The sequence below is a fragment of the Nostoc mirabile CHAB5784 genome (assembly GCF_020829645.1).
Taxonomy (GTDB): Bacteria; Cyanobacteriota; Cyanobacteriia; order Cyanobacteriales; family Nostocaceae; genus Nostoc; species Nostoc mirabile.
Genome location: NZ_JAIVFS010000092.1, coordinates 16,287 through 33,676, shown reverse-complemented (window position 1 = coordinate 33,676; position 17,390 = coordinate 16,287). Strand labels below are relative to the sequence as shown.

Genomic DNA, 17,390 nt, shown 5'->3' with positions numbered 1-17,390 from the left:
ATATTTGATTACTTCTCAATATTTCCGACATAGCAGCGCCTGTATTGTTCACAGTCTTCAAGGAATTTCAAAAATCTCAGCAAATCAGAGCATTTTTCTCTCACCAGAGACATAAAAGAGCGCTAATTAGCATTGGTACATTTGTTGGCCCTTTAATACCGTCACATTCAGTTGGGTTCAATCCCGTACATAGCCTTACTCTGTCGTGCGGTAGCCTACATTTATCTTCAACATCGAAAATGCTACTTTGTTTAAAATCTAGAAATTCTCCGTTCAAGTAACATAAAGTATTAACTGTTCGTCCATTCATTGGAGTAATGCGATCTCCTGAACACAATAAGCTATTTACTCGCCAGCGAAGATCGCTCACGTTAGTAACTCGACCAATAACCTTACACCTACGTTTTGCTTCTGGCTTTACCTGACCCCATGCATTGCTCCAACCTAGAAGAAGTATCGTTGATGCAACTACTAAAATTTGGAAGATGTAGATTTTTCTCCCAATTTTGTTCTTTTGTCTGTGTGTACTTAGCATCAAAAGTTTTATATAGTTATATGCAAGTTAATAGCATACAAGAATTAGAGAGATAAAAAAATGTGTTTAGGGTTGTAAATTCTAATAATAATTTGTTACTATTGAGACGCTATTAAATTCAATCAGCTTAATCTTCAATTAAATTAGGAGCTTTTTGTCTAATTCTTTCTATTATTTCGGCTCGCCAGATGAAAACCTCTGGTTCTCTAGATTCAGTTAGCAAACAGGCTTCCCAGGAAAGCCAAGAGTTATCAAAATCACCTAAAATTCCCTGCACTTTTGCCAGCAAACAGTGGGTAGATGTTCTTTGGATCTCTAATTCTTTCGCTTTCTCTAAATATCGCTTCGCCTCGCTATATTTCTTCTGCTCAAATTTTGCCCAACCTAAATTTTTATACAAAACTGCTTGCCATCTGGGATTTGTAGTTTTTTGTAGTCCTTCTTGGGCGAGAGAAATTGCTGTATTATAATCACCTTGGAGAATTTTTACTCTAGATAAATTATTGATAGCAATTATCGCTTGTCTATTAATTTTTATGGCTAACTGGTATTGTTGCTCCGCTAAATCATATTTCATTCGTTCATCGTAGTAAGTTCCCAATCCATAATGCCCTTCCCAATTATCAGAGGTTAACTTAAAAGCTTTTTCATAACTATCTATTACACACTGAGAATCTTGTAATTGTTTACACACAATACCTAAATTATTATATGATTCTACATTTGTGTCATTATATTTAATTGCTAATTCATAGTATCTTTTAGCTAATCCTAGACTCTTCGTACTGCGAAGTCCTTTTTCAAAATAAAATTTGGAAATTGTGTATCTGGCTTGAGGATTAATTTTTATAGCTGAGTCAAAAAACTCTTGTGCGGTCTGAAAATTATTTGCTGCCTCAGCCTTCTCCCCTTGAGACACTAAATATTTAGCTCTTAGTGGTAATAATACTTTGAAAGTCACAAAGACTGTCAAAATCATAAATCCAATTGCTGCGCTGACTCTGAACGTTTTAGACTTCGTTACTCTATAAATTTTATTTTGCTGAGGAAGTATTTTTAACCGTTGCAGGATAACTTCAGTAGTTGGTGGACGTTGCCCTGGCATGGGAGCCATCAACTCATCCAGAAAGTCAGCAAAGGGTTTATCAATCTGCGATGCTTTATTTCTCCAGATTAATCGTCCTGTTTTTTTGTCTGTCGGCAAACGTGTCAATGAAGTGCCAGTAACTAAACGAACAAAAGTCCGGCCTAAAGCAAAAAAATCTGATTGTGGGACTGCTTTACCATAAACTTGTTCTAGTGGAGTGTAATAATAAGAAACTACAGTTGTAATTTCATAATTTCCTACTCTTGTATCAGTTCCTCCACTTGCACTAACTTTAGCTAAATACGTATCAGTTATTCGTCGTGCAGTTCCAAAATCAATTAACGCAAGTTCCCCTTTTGGTTGAAGAATTATGTTTGCAGGTTTAATATCTCTATGAAAAAATTCAGTATGATGTACTACATCAAGTATTTCAACTAATTGACGTAGCCATTCTAATGCTTGAGCTTGGGAAATCGGTTCATTCTCTTTTATCCATTCTTCTAAGTTTTGTCCCTCAATTTTATCCATTACTAAGCAACATAGTTCCAGAGGGCTATTATTAGGTACAAAACTGAAAAAATCTTCAACATCACATTGAGGAATATTTGGATGTTGGATTAACCGTAAAGCACCGAATTCCCGCTTAATTAACTCACGAAGCCTAGTCGAATTCCATTTGAGAACTTTCATGACTCTTCGCTCACGAACCGGATGCCATTTCGTACCAGCGTCATCTACCTCAAAAACTTCAAAGTAGCTTCGAGGATCATAAGTAAGCTCTCTCAATGGCTTAAGCAGTCGAATACGGTTATTAATCAGCAACGGACTACCACAAGATAGACATGTTTCAGTATTGTCAGGATTTTTACGTTGCTCACAAAGGGGGTTTATACAATAAAACGACATACTTGCCAAGTATAAATTTATGCCTTAGGCAGTTGGTAAAGAGTGTTTATGTCTTACTGCCTGAATACAGATACAAGTACCCATGACAATTTACGCTAATTACTCTCCCTTTAGGTTGCTTGAATTTTTGTGATTTGTAAAAAATTTTTTTGAACACAGGGATGCAATTTAAAAATTCTCCCCCCTCGCTTTGCAAAAAGGCAGGGTGTTTTCATACGAAAAAAGAAAATTTATAAGTCTTGATTTCTCGTTTTGTAGCATAGCTTTTTACCCCGCTTCCATTCCTCTCCCCGAAGTGGAGAGAGGCTTTGAAACCCAGTTTTAGTTTTTCTCTGGTTGTATGAAAACACCTGCCTCTCGCTTTGCCAAAAGGGGCAACAGCGCCAATATCTTTATAATTGGGACATTTTTTCGAGAGCGAACGCCAAACAGACATGAGTACCTTCCTGTCCACAAAAAATGCAACAACAACGGGGACAAGTAGCTTTAGACCAGTATCACAATAATACTTTTACTACTCTGAATGAAAAGCAAGTTACTATGACTTTGTGGCTCTTATCTTTCCATAGATGCCCTAAATTCGATCAAACCTGTATAACGGTTGACTTAGTACTTTTTTGAAAAAATTAACCATAAATAGTAAAATCAGGTATGATTGATTGCAATCTAACATACTCTAAAAACTAAGCCTCGTTCGCGGAGAGCCTCTTCACGAGCATTCACTGTAGCAGAGGTACTTACATAGCTATGGATTTTACTGCTGAACCGGAACTTCAATCTCCTCTTTCTTCCTCTGTCACTTTTGGAGAGCAGGAAATTTCATCTGATCAATCATCATCTCAAGGCGTATTTCCAATAACAGAGACTTTTAGGCTAGCGCTGGTCGTAGTAAATGACTTAGTTTTTGCCAAAAGAGGCAAGTACTTATCTGAAACTGAAATGCTCGTTATCAAAGGGGCATTGAATGATCGAGAGTACGAGGAGATAGCAAGCCACTCAACTTACAGCTTAAACTACATACAGCGCACAGTAGCACCCCGCTTATGGGACATACTTTCAGAAACTATAGGGGATGGCGAACGAGTGGGTAAAAAGAAGCTTTGGTATTTTTTAGAGCAAGTTAACAAAAAGTATCATATTCAATCCGCCTCAGACGAAAAACAAAGGCTTCCTGTCGATGATTTGACACCAATTATTAGGGGGAAACTGCCCGACATATCTAGCTTTTATGGGCGAATACAGGAACTAAACTCATTAAAAGAATTGATAAGTAACGAGCGTTGCATATCCTTAATAGGAATTGCGGGTATCGGTAAAAGCGCATTGGTTGCAAAATTGATAAAAGAAGTTAGTGCAAGGAAACAATCAACATTTGATAGCTTAATCTGGAAAACAATTATTCATGCACCATTACTTCAAGATTTAGTAGCCGAACTCATAGAACTAACTCAACCTTGTCAGCCTGATTTAGGTTTACCTGAATATACCCAGGAAATGATTTCAGTATTGATTAAACGCTTACAATTACGCCGTTGTCTGATAGTACTAGATGGTTTTGATTCTTTATTTCAGAAAAATAACTTTCAGCAAAGGCTTGAATATGGAGTATTTTTTCACCGATTAATAGAAGAAAAACATGAAAGCTGCATACTCTTAACTGGTCGAGCTTGGCCTGATGAACTTGATAATGTTATAACAGCAAAACAACCTCTTCATTTCTTGAAAATCCAAGGTTTAGACGTAGATGCCGCAATGCAGCTTTTATCTAGCAAAGGATTGACGGATAAAGAAAAGTGTAACCAATTAATTCAAACGTATCGCGGAAATCCTTCAGAACTCGAAGCAGTAGCTAATCGAATTAACCACTTCTTTGGTGGTAATACAAAAATGTTTTTTGAGAATCCAACTACGCTTGTTAGTAGTCATTTTGAGGTAATCCTTAATCAACTGTTTGGAGAATCATTAAGCAGTATTCAGCGAGAAATTTTAATTTATATAGCAGAAGAAATAGTCGAAAATCAACAATCCATTAGTTTTGCTAAACTATTGTTTGGTATGAAACAGAAAACTCAAGAATGTGTATCAACTTTAGAGTTAATTAAAGCGTTAGAAAAACTTGAGAATCAGTCATTAATTGAAAGTATCAAAAACCCAGTTACTAAAGAAATCAGTTTTACTCTCCAACCAATTATTAAAAAATACATCAAGACAGATCCACAAGGGTTAGTGCATACATCTGATGGTTCACCATTAGCGTTCGCATCTTAACAGAGAGAGGTATGTATGATTTCAGTAAAGCTAGAAGTAACAATCAAAATCAATGAACTACCTGAAGCAAAAACGATAGAGAACAACTGGCAACAGTTCAACATTGACTGTGATGGACGCATCATTAGCATCACAGTCAAGCCTAAGATTTGGAAGAAACTGACCGATGCTGCCAGTAATTATCCCCAGTGGGTAGCAGCAATCGCTGGTAAACTCGGTCAGCAAACAGAACATCGGTTCATATTAGAGGAACCGAGCATACAAGTTTTCGAGCGCAAGCCCAAGGCAGAAACGACCTCTGCGGTAGGTCTGCTTCTTGAAAAAGTGATTACCCAATCAGGGTAAGCTAGAACAAAGACTGGTAAATATGGAGGAGTCAAACAAAGAAAAATCAGAATCTCGTTAGATACCGAAAGACCACAAGTTATGTAAAATCAAGCTAATTGAAAGGAGGTATGGAGGTGAAGATACAACAGTACGAGGATTTAACGCACAAAGCGCCACTAAGGAGTAGCGCTTTGTGCGGGTCTTAAATTCCATATAACCTCAGAGCGGGGTTATCTCCCTAAAACCATAGCAGTGGTACTTAAAGTTTGACGACTTGATTCCACTGACTGGTCAGACGAGATTGAATCCGCTGCTTCTCGTATTATACGAGAAGCCGCACGAAACGCACCAGTTTTGTGTGGCAATTTTAGCTGTCAAAATTCATAAGTTTCTGTAAAGTTAAGTTTGGTTAAGAAACATCCCGAATTTTGTAGCAAAAAGCAGGAGCAGCGCGAATAACAGTTACCAGTTACCAGTTACCAGTTATCAGTTGGGAGTAGAGTCCAAGATTAGATAACTGTTAACTGTTGACTGATAACTGATGCAACCCCCTCTGAACTTGTCAACCAAGTAATCAGGGGAAAATATCGTGAAAAATGACTTATGCCCAATACACCTTGGTGTCGGGATTAAGGTGACATCAAAATTTTTTTCAAACCCCTCTCCAAGTGATAATGACAGGAGAGAAATATGCTGACATTAGATAGAGAAGAAACCAAATCAGCACTTCATTACGATGATCTCAACAGCAGTATCAAAGACACCTTCGCTGCTCTTGACCGATTTGAGTTGCAAGCAGTAGAACAGATTCGCCTCATGCATGACGAGCAGATGTACAGAATCGCTGGGTACAAAAATTTCTCAGAATATTGCCAAGGCGAATTGCATATATATGGTGGCTATCGGCGTATAAATCAACTATTAGGGGCATCAAAAGTTATTGTTGCAGCAGGAGAGTTGGGGTCACAGATTAAAAATGAGCGCCAAGCCCGTCCTCTTTTGAGGTTAGCCAAAGAACCAGAAAAACTTATAGCTGCGATAACACTGGCTCTTGAATCAAACCCAGACCCTAGTGAATCAGATTTCGCAGCTGCGGCTAATATTGTTGCTCCCTTGCCAAGAGTAAGAAAGCCATTCCATCAGGAACCATTGGTTCCCAAAAATCAGGAACCAATGGTTCCTAAAAACATGAAAGTCACAATTTCCTCACCAGAACATCCCAGGTATGGAGAATCAGGAGTAATTGAGGCTTCGGCTCCGAATAATTCGCAGCAGATTGTCACCTTCTCTGATGGTGAAAGACTGCTGGTAAACAACACTGATTTGGATGTCGCAATTGTGTCCGATTCGACTGAGCGTAGATACCCCAAAGAATATGCCGAAGCGATTGCTGCACTCAAAGAGCAACACAAACTTGAGTTAGAGCGCCTAGAGCAGGAATTGAGAATTGGACTACAAGCAGAAGTCTCGGCTAGAGCCGAAGCCCAAGTAAGTGAGCAAATCCAATCCATGCATTTTCTGTACAACCAGCAGAAAGAGCAAAATATCCAGTTGCAGCAGCGTTTAGATGAGATGGAGGGGTTACGGAAACTGGAGACTGAGAATCAGCAACTCCACCAACGTATCCAGGAATTAGAACACGCTCTAGAGGAACGTCCTTCTCAACAATGGGGGAATACTATGACGCAACAGGCTACCAAAGTTTTGAACAAGCAGGTAAAACAAGCGTTAGAAAAAACCATTGATCTGCGCGAGCTAGCTCTTGAACCACCCAAAGAAAATGCGACTGAATGTCTACGCCTCATGGGCATGGCACTGAAAAACCTAAGTCTTGCCATGAACAATACTCAAGCGCTAGAAGCTGCGGCTCTCATTTTGGGTACTAGTCCCACACCGGAGGCGATCGCAATCAGGACGGAGCAATTACAACTATTACCTATGGCTATTAGGGAAATTAGGCAAGTACTTGCACGTATTCAGTTGACATGGCAGGAGTTTTGGGCGGTAGCTGAAAAATACGAGGTGATAAAAGCAGACTACTGGGCTGAACTTACTACCTCAGAAAAAGAACTGATTTCTGCCCTGCAATCATCAGCTTCTGTTCCTTTAACGATTCAAGTTGATTCCATTGTTTGCCATGCTAATCCTTACCACCCCTTATATATAGCTAAAGGAAAAGTTGTCCAAGATTTAGGCGAGCAAGTAGTCGTGGCATGGGATAACTCTCAGGATGAACCGAAAAACACCTCCATATACAACAAATGCGAGTTGCGGTTTCCCGGTAGCAATTAAATCAGTGAACAGTTATCAGTGAACAGTTATCACAGTAATTCTCAAAGGAGTTTGACCAATTATTCCTTGATGGTACAGAGGAAGTAAATTCATTTATGGATAGATAAATTTTAAACCTTGCTTGGTTCAGAGCAAGCGGATTTATCCTGGGGCATTAATTGCGAATGGGCGAAAAAGCGAACTTGTACTGAGCTTGTCCGTCGCTGTGTCGTTCGCGGTAGCGTCTCCGAAGGAGAAGGGCGCAGCCGTAAAGCCTGCGGCATAGCTACGCTTAGGGCGCAGCCTCTCCAAGAGTTGTATTGCGAATTGTGCTGACCCCGACTGCTCCCATCAATGAACAGTTATCACAGACGATTTTCTTAACTGATAACTGATAACTATTGATGCGGCGCTTACCCTGTTATGTTCACGCTCATTGCAGAACGAATTGAACAAGAAAGGCAGAAGTTCTCTTGCTGAGGGCAGAAGGTAGAGTTTCAGCGCTAAAACCCAGAAGTTCTGGCGACCGCTTGGATCTTCGGTCTGATACGAATGGCACTAAGAAAAGCGCGAACCCATAATCTGACTGGATGAGAGGGTGTAAGGGTGTGAGGGTGTAGGGGTTGCACGGTCAAACTAAGAACCAAACGATGAATACTTAACATACAACACTCTTCCCCTACACCCCACACCCCTACACCCCTACACCCAGTCACAGCACGAGTTTTACGTTTTCTTAGTGCCATTCGGTCTGATACCATTTCACGAAAAATCTGATCCAGACATAAACCCTGAAAGCTTTGCTGTATCTAAGTTTTTTAATCATGAAAATATTGGGAGAGATTGTGAATACAAATAAAAATGCAATTAAGAGTGGCAACAAAGAGCCTAAACCAGATGGCAAGGTATCAGTTGAGCAGATATTACACCCAATTGAATACCCAAACAATCTCACGGCTGCCGAATACCATGAACTATATGTTGGTAGCGCCATTCATCCGGCACTGATTGAACGTAATTTCTTCCACATAGAAGGGGAATCAATTTACGACTACCTGTTCATCTCCAATAAAATCCCTCGCAAAAACGCCGGTCGAGTCACAGATGCATACATAAGGCAATACCAGCATCTATTACTCGGTGGAACTTGGATTCAGTCACTTGACCCGTTGAATAATTGGGAACCAATGGAATGGGGGCGCATTAAGCCCAACTTCCCCCGCATTGATTGGCAATCACACAAACCCGTCAAATACGAATCACCCCCCAAGACAGCTAACCGCGTCACCTACTTCGATATTCCCAACTGTATTTTGAATAAAGTTGCACGGCGCTACAACATCCCCGATATTCAAAAAGTATTTTTTGCAAAACGTGGGAAAAAGCTGCATGTTAAAAATCGAAGAAAAAACGCTCTCTATGTTGCCCACTTGTGTAATTCGCAATTAGTGCAGTTAATTTCCCGAATAGCATTGTGTTTACAAGACTTACTCAATCCACTGATATTTTGGTCATGGATAAGAGAGCAAATACAGTCGAACATCGAATTGCAGCAGCTCGATATACAAATCACCTTCTGGGAGTGGATAAAGCAGCATCCAGAGATTCCAATAATATTATGCGAGGGCGAAAAAAAGGCAGCTTGCTTGCTGAGTCTGGGATTTGTAGCAGTTGCACTGCCGGGAATTTGGAACGGGCGCGTCGGCAAACAAGATTTTGATGAACGGTTGCATCCTGACTTAGTACCGATGGCTCAGGCGGGGCGCAAGTTCATTATACTATTTGACTACGAAACCAAAGCCAACACCCGTTGGTCAGTTTTTCAAGCTACTGTTCGCACCATTAGAGCAATTGAATCGGCTGGTTGCACAGGTGAAGTTGCATTATTGCCAGGCCCAGAAAAGGGTGTTGATGATTTTGTGGTTGGTCGTGGTGTTGATGCTGATACCTTACTGACTGCAATCATAGATGATGCCAAATCACTTTTTGATTACCAACGTTCATATCGGGCTAAGAAATGGGGATTGAGCAAGTACCAGCCCGATGTCACAGTCAATATTAAATATTTGACCCAAGCACTCTCCATTCCTGAACTCGAGGAAAAATGCTCATCTGTCCCGCCTCAAAATGATATTTCACTTGAAAAATTGGTATCCCCAAATCTTAGACCTACGGACTCTTCTTTGGGTACTGGGTTTAGGGAAAATGTTGAATATATAGATTCTGATTCCCTTAACCCCAAACCCAGTACCCAAAATCCCAAAAAATCCTTCCGTTTTCCACAAACAGGACTCGTTGTACTCTGGAGCGATATGGGCACTGGGAAAACCCAACTCATGCGCTGGTGGCGTGACCAAAACCCTGACGCGCGGTTCCTCAACAATGGGCATCGCGTTAATCTGCTCAAAAATCTTGGACAGCGACTCCAAACTGCCATGTACTCTGACTTAGGTTACACAGGTTTAGCCCAAGCCCAAGCTCTTAGTATTACTATTGACAGCTTACATAAACTGAATACCCAAGCCCTAAAGTACGGCTGCATCTTTATTGATGAAGCTTGCCAATACTTAGTACATTTACTGCATAGTAATACTTGCAAAGAACATCGGGCAGCAATCCTGGAAGTACTGGAATATATAGTATACAATGCACCCCTTGTTGTGATTGCCGATGCACACATGGATGATCTGACGGTAGACTTTTTTCGGGCAATGCGCCCTGAAGGTGAAGTTCCTTACATCGTCAAAAACGAATTCAGAAATGGAGATCGCACAATATATTGGTACGAAGGTAGTAATTCAAGTGCCCTGATTGCCCAAATCTCAGCAGCGTTGATGAGCGGACAGAAAATCATGGTTGCCAGTGATTCCAAGCGTTTCATTAAGAAACTTGAACAATCATTCTTAGTGCAAATATTCGATACTGAATCATCACCGTCCGAAAATGATTTGAGTCAATCTAATGGTGGAAAAGGTAGTCATCCGGCAAAACGGAGCATCTGGTCTGTCCACTCCGATAATTCTGGTAGTGAAGAAAATGTCGCTTTCATCAAAGATATTACTAACGCTGTTAAAAACCTCGATGCCTTGTTCACTTCCCCCAGCCTGGGAACTGGTGTAGATATTTCGGAGTATCATTTTGATGTTGTATTCGGTGTATTTCATGCTGTAAGTCAAACTGCTACTGAATGTGCCCAACAGCTTTACCGCTATCGCCCGAAAGTTCCCTTTCACGTTTGGGTGGCAAAGCGTCCTCCCTTTGGTTATGCCGAAACTAATGCTACTAAGATTAAAGAACGACTCTTGCAATCAAACGAGATGACAGCTTTCCTAATTCGCATTCACCGAGAAACAGGTAAGCGGGGAGCGGAGAAAGATTGGGCGTTGGATGCCTACTGTCAAATTCTGGCTAACCGTAACTATTCTCTGAATAATCTGCGTGATGATTTGCGATCGCTCCTCACAGAAATGGGTAATACCTTTATCTCAGTGGGCAGTGATGATGATGACCAACAAAGAGAACGCATGAAAAATGCGGCGACTGCTTTGGACACTGCCCATTACTCGGCTGTTGCCAAGGCTAATAATATTACCAAAACTGAGTATAACGCCCGTAGGAGTAAAGATTACCTCACTCCCCAAGAAGTTTTTGAAAACGAGAAGTTTCGGATCTCTGACTCTTACGGCATCGACGTTACGCCAGAGTTAGTCGAACTCGATAATGGCGGTCGATTAATCAGAGCGATCGCCGGCTTAGAAGCCATTTTATCAAAACCAGAGGGAGTAATTGTTGATGAGAAGACCGAAAGAGTTTACCCCCAACCTCCAAAGCAAGTCACGGATAAAGATCGTGCCGAACGAGAAAAGCTTGCTCTCTGTATGGACTGGGGGAATTACTCGGCTCGGTGGTTGGCCCGTTTCAACTTAGGGTTGCATCAGATCCTTGAGCGGTTAGTTGCCGGGGGCGAAGTTAATGCCAGCGACCCAGACTTAATAAATATGACGGCGATCGCCAAAAATTGTGCTGCTCACGTTAAAGCAATTCTTGGGTTTACTGTCCCCAGTGAGTGTAAACCGATTTGGTTACTAGGCACTCTTATAGAACAGCTGGGGCTAAAGTTGACCTCCCGCAAACAGGGTAAGCGCGGTCAACAGGTGAAAATTTATTCGCTATCAAAGTCGGAATTAGAATTTGCCTCACACGTAATTGCTCACCGTCAAAACAAACGGGAGCAGAAAGCTCCAATGAGCAATGAGCAGTTCGCAATTCGCTGCTTTTCGCAATTTCTTGAAGTTAATTGCGAAAAGCAGCGAATTGACAATTGCGAATTAGTATCCACCCCCCCCCATGATTGTATAGGGAAACCCCATCACCAGGGGGAGGATACTACCGAATTTGACCCACCACCAACCGACCGCACTACCTTACTCCATTGCGTGGAAATGCTTCGAGTCGGTATTAAACACGGAGTGGACGCGATTAAAGGCATCCTTAAGCGATGGGCTGGTGATTTGCGATGGGAGACAGTGCTGGAGTTGGAGGCGATCGCCCTTGATGAACTACGTAACCTGGAGCAATCTGTGCCTCATTTTTATCAGTGGCTCTCGGAAGAGGTGTTGCCTATGGAATTGTAAATGACTTTTTGGGAAAATCGTTATAGACCTGATCTGGCAATCTTTCTGTCTAGATCGGAATTGGTGCATTTTCCGATCTAGAAATCTGTGAATAACTCTGTGTGATTCTCACTTACCAAGTCATTTTTACTGCTGCTACCTGATGGCGGTGTCAGCATCGACAACGCCGCGATCGCACCCCGAACTTGCGACGCTTCAACGTCGAGATACTCTTGCAGTTGCTCCAAATTTCGATGTCCGCTGATTTGCTGAATCACTCTCAGTGGAATTCCCGCATTGCTCATCAGCGTCAGTGCAGTTCTCCGGCAACTGTGAGTACTTGCGCCTTCAATGTCTACCCGTTTGCACCCTCTCCGAAAAATCAGTGCTGCGTAATCCTCATGCAAATGACCGCGCCCCCAGCGTCCTGGGAAAAGATAGCGATCGTAAGAAACTTTTGGTTTATAGAGTTCCAAGTGATGTCGCAGTTCATCCAGCACAGGAATTGTACGAGTGGACAGCTTCCCCTTCGTGCTGCCTTTGCGAATATTCAGTTCTGGCCTGACTTGCCTTCTGCTGTCATAAATATCCTGAATTTTTAGGGTGACGCATTCGGAGACACGACAAGCAGTGTACAGCATCACCGCACCAAGTGTTCTATCTCGGACTGTGGTCAACCCCGAAGTGAATAGACGCCCGATTTCTTCCGGCGACAAAACCTTTGCCTTCCCGTGACGGTCAATTTTCACAGCCCCGAACCCCCGATAGTTAATCATCCTATCAGCGATCAGAACAAAACAGTTTTAAGTTAAAGAGTGCTGAGTGCTGAGTAACCGCTCAGATTTATCTTAGGGGATTGAAGCAAGGATGAATGCATTATTTCTCGTGCAATAATCTCGAAATAAATATTTATTTTTTTCCAGGGCTTAAAAGCAGGGGCAACTTTTAGAGACGCTACGCGTAGCTAGCTTTTGAGTAGGGGTACAGACTGACTGTACTGAATGCAATTATTGCTTTTTTACTCAGCAATATAACTAAGTACTCAGCACTGTTTCGGTGATCAAAAATTAGATAAGGCAAGGGAGCAAGTGTTTAAGCCTGAGATAATTTTTGATCGCCAATGGTAGCCGTTGGCAATAACATCTCTTCTAAAAGCCATCGCTTGAAGAATGCGCTGACACATTTGGCGATGATAGTATCAAGGTAATTCATCATGATGAATTACACGATTTAATAAGCGTGGACAGTCCCAGTTTACCTAGATGATACGCTCTCCATGAGCAATACAGGGCGGAAAAAAAATTAGCATCTTTCAACTGTGACCAAAGGATGTGGGAGCAGTTTATCGCCCGTTGCAACTCGAAAGGCACAACGGCAACAGCCACGCTGATCGAATTTATCGAACTCTACTTAGACGATTCCCAAGATAAGCTTGATGCAATTAATGATTTAGACAAACGCCTAGATTCTAAGATTAAGGCAAGTGTTGAGGAGTACTTGGTTGCTGGTAACAATAGTCACAGCAGCCCGATCAATGAAACGATAATAGCTATTTGCGAAAGACTTGATAAGCTCGAGTCCGAGTTTGCAAGTGAATCTAATAGCAAGCAAACCACAGCAATTCATAATCTCGCCGATTTAGAACAAAAAGTGGAGGGGACGTGTGCCCGAATGACACAGTTAGCTGAGGCGATTATAAAAATTCAAAACTATCTCAACAACCAACAAAAGCGAGGTCAAAAATCGTACTACAATAATTCATCCTTCCAAGGGCATATTCCCCGAATGCAACCATTAACCGAAGAAGGTTTAGCTTCTAGACTTGGTGTAAGTCTTGAAACTGTACGCAAGGAGCGAATTAATCTTCTCCCACCGCTTTTTGTAGCATGGTGTAAGGGCAAAGATAGAGCAGGATTAGGGTGGGAATTTAACGAAAATACGGGATTATATCAGCCGGCAAGTTAGTATTTTAATTAATTTCAACTTGTAGCGGCGAATGTGCGCTCTGCTGTTGCCAATTTTCATTTTTTAAAATGTGATTATTTCACAACCTGACAGCAATTCGTCATAAACAGTTAGTTGTTGTGTTTTTAAGTGATTTGGTAGTGAATCATCATCAAAGGTCAAAGTAACAATATAAGTATTTTTGATGCTAAGAGATGATTTGCTGATATCGGTGATTGCCGCGCTCATGCCGCTTCGAGTGCCGATTAAATACCTTACTGATTGCCCGATTTTTAACTCTGCTGCTGGAATAGCCATAGATTTTAAAAGTGTAAGTTAAGCAGTAGCCAATGGAAGCTCCCGGCTCAAGCGCCCACGCCCAGGCGATGGCATAAAAATAGTGTATTCCAATTCGCTCTTTGGAGACAGTCAAAAAGAGAGTTGCAGTCATTGGGGAAGCTAAACTGTCCTTATCTAACGGCTGTGGAAGAAAAGCTGTTGGGTTTGATTGAGCGTGAATATGGTGTTACAGACTGAATTACTATGCTCAACGCCTTACGGCATCAAAGGTTTGGGCAGGCATTAACCCGATGAAGCCAGGTAAATTTTTTTCGCGCTCAACGCCTTACGGCATCAAAGGTTAGAACATTTATTGGTTACGGAGAACTGCATCAATTGCCGAATCAATTAACTCAACTGAAGAAGTTTCATAATGATAAGTGTTAAAGCGAAACTTGCCGACAAGTTCGGGTTGCTTTGAAGGACGATAACCAAATTTGGACTCATACATATTTTGTGCAAGACTACCAATAGTTGTCATCTGTCCTTGTGTTGCAGTCAATTGGCGTTGTTGCAATCTCGAAGCAATGGTAAGAGTAGATGCTGTTCTTGGAGATTTGGTAGCATTGCCTAATCTGCGCCAAATATTTGCTAATTCATCAGGGGGTGAAATGAGTAAAGGTAATTGGTCAGAGTCTCCTACCAACAAAATTTGGGTTTTGGCTGGCATTGCTTTGAGTAGAGAATTAAACAGGAATATATCTACCATTGAAAATTCATCAACAATCAGCCAGTCGAGAGCAAGCAGATTCTCTTCGTTATAAAGGAAAGCTTGCCCAACTCCCTGCCACTGAAGTAGACGGTGAATGGTACTCGCTTCCATGCCTGTGGCATCTTTCATTCGGTTAGCAGCTTTTCCAGTGGGGGCGGTAAGAGCAATAGTTGCCCTAATTGAAGTCAACCATTCCACTAAAGTTTTCAGAACATGGGTTTTGCCGCGACCAGGGCCACCAGTAATAATGCTGATTGGATGTTTAGCTGCCATGACCAAAGCACTAAGTTGTTCATCGCTCAAGCGTGAGAGTTGGCGATAGTCAGCTGCTTGAAGATTTACTAACCAGTGTTCAAGATGTTCTTTCGGACGAGTCGGTTGATTCAGGTGAGCTTGAATTTTTAAAGCCACAGAAAGTTCAGCACGGTAAGCAGCTTTCAGGTAAACGCTCTCTCCATCACCAGAAATTAAAGTTCCCTTATCTATTAACTTAGCAAGAATAGTACTTAAAGATTGAATATCAGGTGTATGCAAAGTATGGTTGAGCGCATCCATAGCGGCGGCAAGTAATTGCGATGAGGGAAGGAAACAATTACCTTCTTGCATTGCCGATTTCAAAACATGGATTAGAGATGAAGCATAGCGAGTCTCACTATCAAGTGAGATTCCTAAAGATATCGCTAGCTCATCAGCAGTTTTAAAACCAATACCATCGACTTCATCTGCTAGGCGATAAGGGTTGTTTTGTAGTACAGAAGACGTTTGGTGTCCGTAATGGTCACAAATTTTTAAGGCTAATTTTAATGAAGTTCCCACAGCCAGAAGTTGAGTAATAACCCCAAAGTTAGGATTAGTTTTACTTAATGACCAAGATGAAGTAATTGCGGTGATTCGATAAGTACTAAGCTCAGGAATTGAACCTAGTTTCTCTGGAGCATTGTCTAACACTGATAAGGTTGAAGTTCCAAAGTGTTTGACAAGAGTTTGAGCAGTTTTCTTGCCGATGCCACGAAACAGCCCGCTCTCTAAATACTGCTGAATTTCAGACAAGGTTAACGATGGAAATTTCTCGACTTGACGGAGACTCATCATGAGTTAATTCGGAGTTGAGAGATTCTGTTCTGATACAACAGTAGCGCCAAAATGTGCGTTATCGCTAATCGTCAAATGAGCAACTGCTGTTATTAACTAACTTCTACCCTCAATACGGTTCGGTTAAAGGGGAAAGGTTTTAAATACATCTTTTACCCCTTACCCCAAAACCTTTTCCCAGACCACAAGGAAAGTTCATAGTGCTTATCCGAACCGTATTGCTTCTACCCCTCCCAGGTATAAAATCCGAGTTTGTTAGGCACTGAGCGAGAATCTTCCTGTGCGATGCCCCCGTGACAATTCATTCTATGCCTAAGTTTGGAATTAACTATACCTTGCGACAGTCGTATAGTTATGAAACGACATCGAGTGAATTGGAAAGGAATTGACAGTTTCAGACCTATTGTAAAGTATTTGAGTAAGTTGAAGCTTCGCTCTCTTTTTCATGTTGTCAAAGCGGTTCATGCTATAAGAGAATCACGCTACCCAAAAAGCAATCGAGTGCATTCCCGCTTGGTGTTATGGGAGGAACTGCACTCGTCGAAAGCATAGTTATTCAAACAGTTGTGAATTTATAGCTTTTTCCATTTTTCAAGGGTGAGACAAGGTTGTTTTGCAGTATTCGGCATAAATACAGTGGAAGAAACACCGAAATTGTTTAAAGATGCAATTTCGGTTTCGGCATTATCAATGGCTGCTCGTATAGCTTGGACTTTATCTTCTGGGGAAAGTTTATCAATTTTAGTGCTGTCAGGATTTGGAAGGGTAGAACCTTTTTTGAGTGAAAATTCGTGTATTTTGTAAAACTGCTCTCCTCCTTCGGGTTTACCCAATAAGAGACAACCTTTAGATTTGACGAATAAACCAACATTCTGCATATTGAAACTAAAATGAGGCTTAGTGACAAATTTCACCTCTTGAACAGGCCCCCAAACAAGGACGGCTTCAGAAAAACCAATAGATCGGACATCTCGACTTTCGTTACAGCCGTTGTTGTATCGCTCGAGAAACCCGTCACTACAAACTTTCCAATTGACTTTGTATAAATCAGGAGTACTGTCAACAAACTCTTTGACAGCAGATGCTTCTGCTTTTTGCTTTGCTGCAATCAGTTCAAGTTCTGTTTCGTGGGCAATCTGTTCAGGCGTTTTACTCTGGCAAGAGATGATACCACCACTGACGAGCAAAGCTAAACTAATGGCAATTTTTGAAGTTTTGAAAAGCATATTATTCTCACCTGATAGCCGACAATTTATTGTGAGTAAATTAGATAGTAAGAGAGCTAGATATAGCTGA

Annotated in this window: 11 protein-coding genes; 5 read left to right on the top strand and 6 right to left on the bottom strand. The window is 41.4% G+C overall.

From position 1 onward, the window contains the following. Positions 1–662 precede the first annotated feature (662 nt). A complete protein-coding gene (locus LC653_RS34905; RefSeq protein ID WP_372478260.1) occupies positions 663–2,528 on the bottom strand; it encodes a protein kinase domain-containing protein in 1,866 nt (621 codons plus the stop codon). Between the two features lie 747 nt (positions 2,529–3,275). On the opposite strand from LC653_RS34905, the gene LC653_RS34900 reads away from it, so the two are divergent. The 4 genes from LC653_RS34900 to LC653_RS34885 all read left to right on the top strand — a co-directional run bounded on the left by LC653_RS34900 (position 3,276) and on the right by LC653_RS34885 (position 12,028). After that, the gene (locus tag LC653_RS34900) at positions 3,276–4,796 is read left to right on the top strand and encodes a helix-turn-helix domain-containing protein (RefSeq protein WP_229499456.1); all 1,521 of its coding nucleotides are present in this window, start codon (positions 3,276–3,278) and stop codon (positions 4,794–4,796) included. A gap of 15 nt (positions 4,797–4,811) precedes the next feature. Continuing rightward, the gene (locus LC653_RS34895; RefSeq protein WP_229499455.1) at positions 4,812–5,141 is read left to right on the top strand and encodes a fertility inhibition FinO-like protein; all 330 of its coding nucleotides are present in this window, start codon (positions 4,812–4,814) and stop codon (positions 5,139–5,141) included. A gap of 672 nt (positions 5,142–5,813) precedes the next feature. Next, a complete protein-coding gene (locus tag LC653_RS34890) occupies positions 5,814–7,415 on the top strand; it encodes a hypothetical protein (RefSeq protein WP_229499454.1) in 1,602 nt (533 codons plus the stop codon). 899 nt (positions 7,416–8,314) lie between these two features. Then, on the top strand, positions 8,315–12,028 hold the full coding sequence (locus LC653_RS34885) for a plasmid replication protein, CyRepA1 family (RefSeq protein WP_229499459.1): 3,714 nt from the start codon (positions 8,315–8,317) through the stop codon (positions 12,026–12,028). A gap of 77 nt (positions 12,029–12,105) precedes the next feature. On the opposite strand, the gene LC653_RS34880 is transcribed toward LC653_RS34885, so the two are convergent. After that, the gene (locus LC653_RS34880) at positions 12,106–12,756 is read right to left on the bottom strand and encodes a tyrosine-type recombinase/integrase (RefSeq protein ID WP_229499453.1); all 651 of its coding nucleotides are present in this window, start codon (positions 12,754–12,756) and stop codon (positions 12,106–12,108) included. A 343-nt stretch (positions 12,757–13,099) separates the two neighbouring features. Continuing rightward, positions 13,100–13,222 (bottom strand): hypothetical protein, encoded by a 123-nt coding sequence (locus LC653_RS46505; RefSeq protein ID WP_267923327.1) that lies wholly within the window; start codon positions 13,220–13,222, stop codon positions 13,100–13,102. 114 nt (positions 13,223–13,336) lie between these two features. Between LC653_RS46505 and LC653_RS34875 the strand changes: the two genes are divergently transcribed. After that, positions 13,337–13,972, top strand: a complete 636-nt coding sequence (locus tag LC653_RS34875) for a hypothetical protein (RefSeq protein WP_229499451.1) — start codon at positions 13,337–13,339, stop codon at positions 13,970–13,972. Positions 13,973–14,035: 63 nt separating this feature from the next. Here the strand turns inward: LC653_RS34875 and LC653_RS34870 are convergent, their stop codons facing one another. From LC653_RS34870 to LC653_RS34860, 3 genes are all read right to left on the bottom strand, one after another. After that, positions 14,036–14,269 (bottom strand): hypothetical protein, encoded by a 234-nt coding sequence (locus LC653_RS34870; protein WP_229499449.1) that lies wholly within the window; start codon positions 14,267–14,269, stop codon positions 14,036–14,038. 331 nt (positions 14,270–14,600) lie between these two features. Further along, positions 14,601–16,094, bottom strand: coding sequence for an AAA family ATPase (locus LC653_RS34865; RefSeq protein WP_229499447.1), 1,494 nt, complete (start codon positions 16,092–16,094; stop codon positions 14,601–14,603). A gap of 572 nt (positions 16,095–16,666) precedes the next feature. After that, complete coding sequence (locus LC653_RS34860; protein ID WP_229499445.1) at positions 16,667–17,320, bottom strand: hypothetical protein; 654 nt, start codon at positions 17,318–17,320, stop codon at positions 16,667–16,669. Positions 17,321–17,390: the final 70 nt, after the last annotated feature.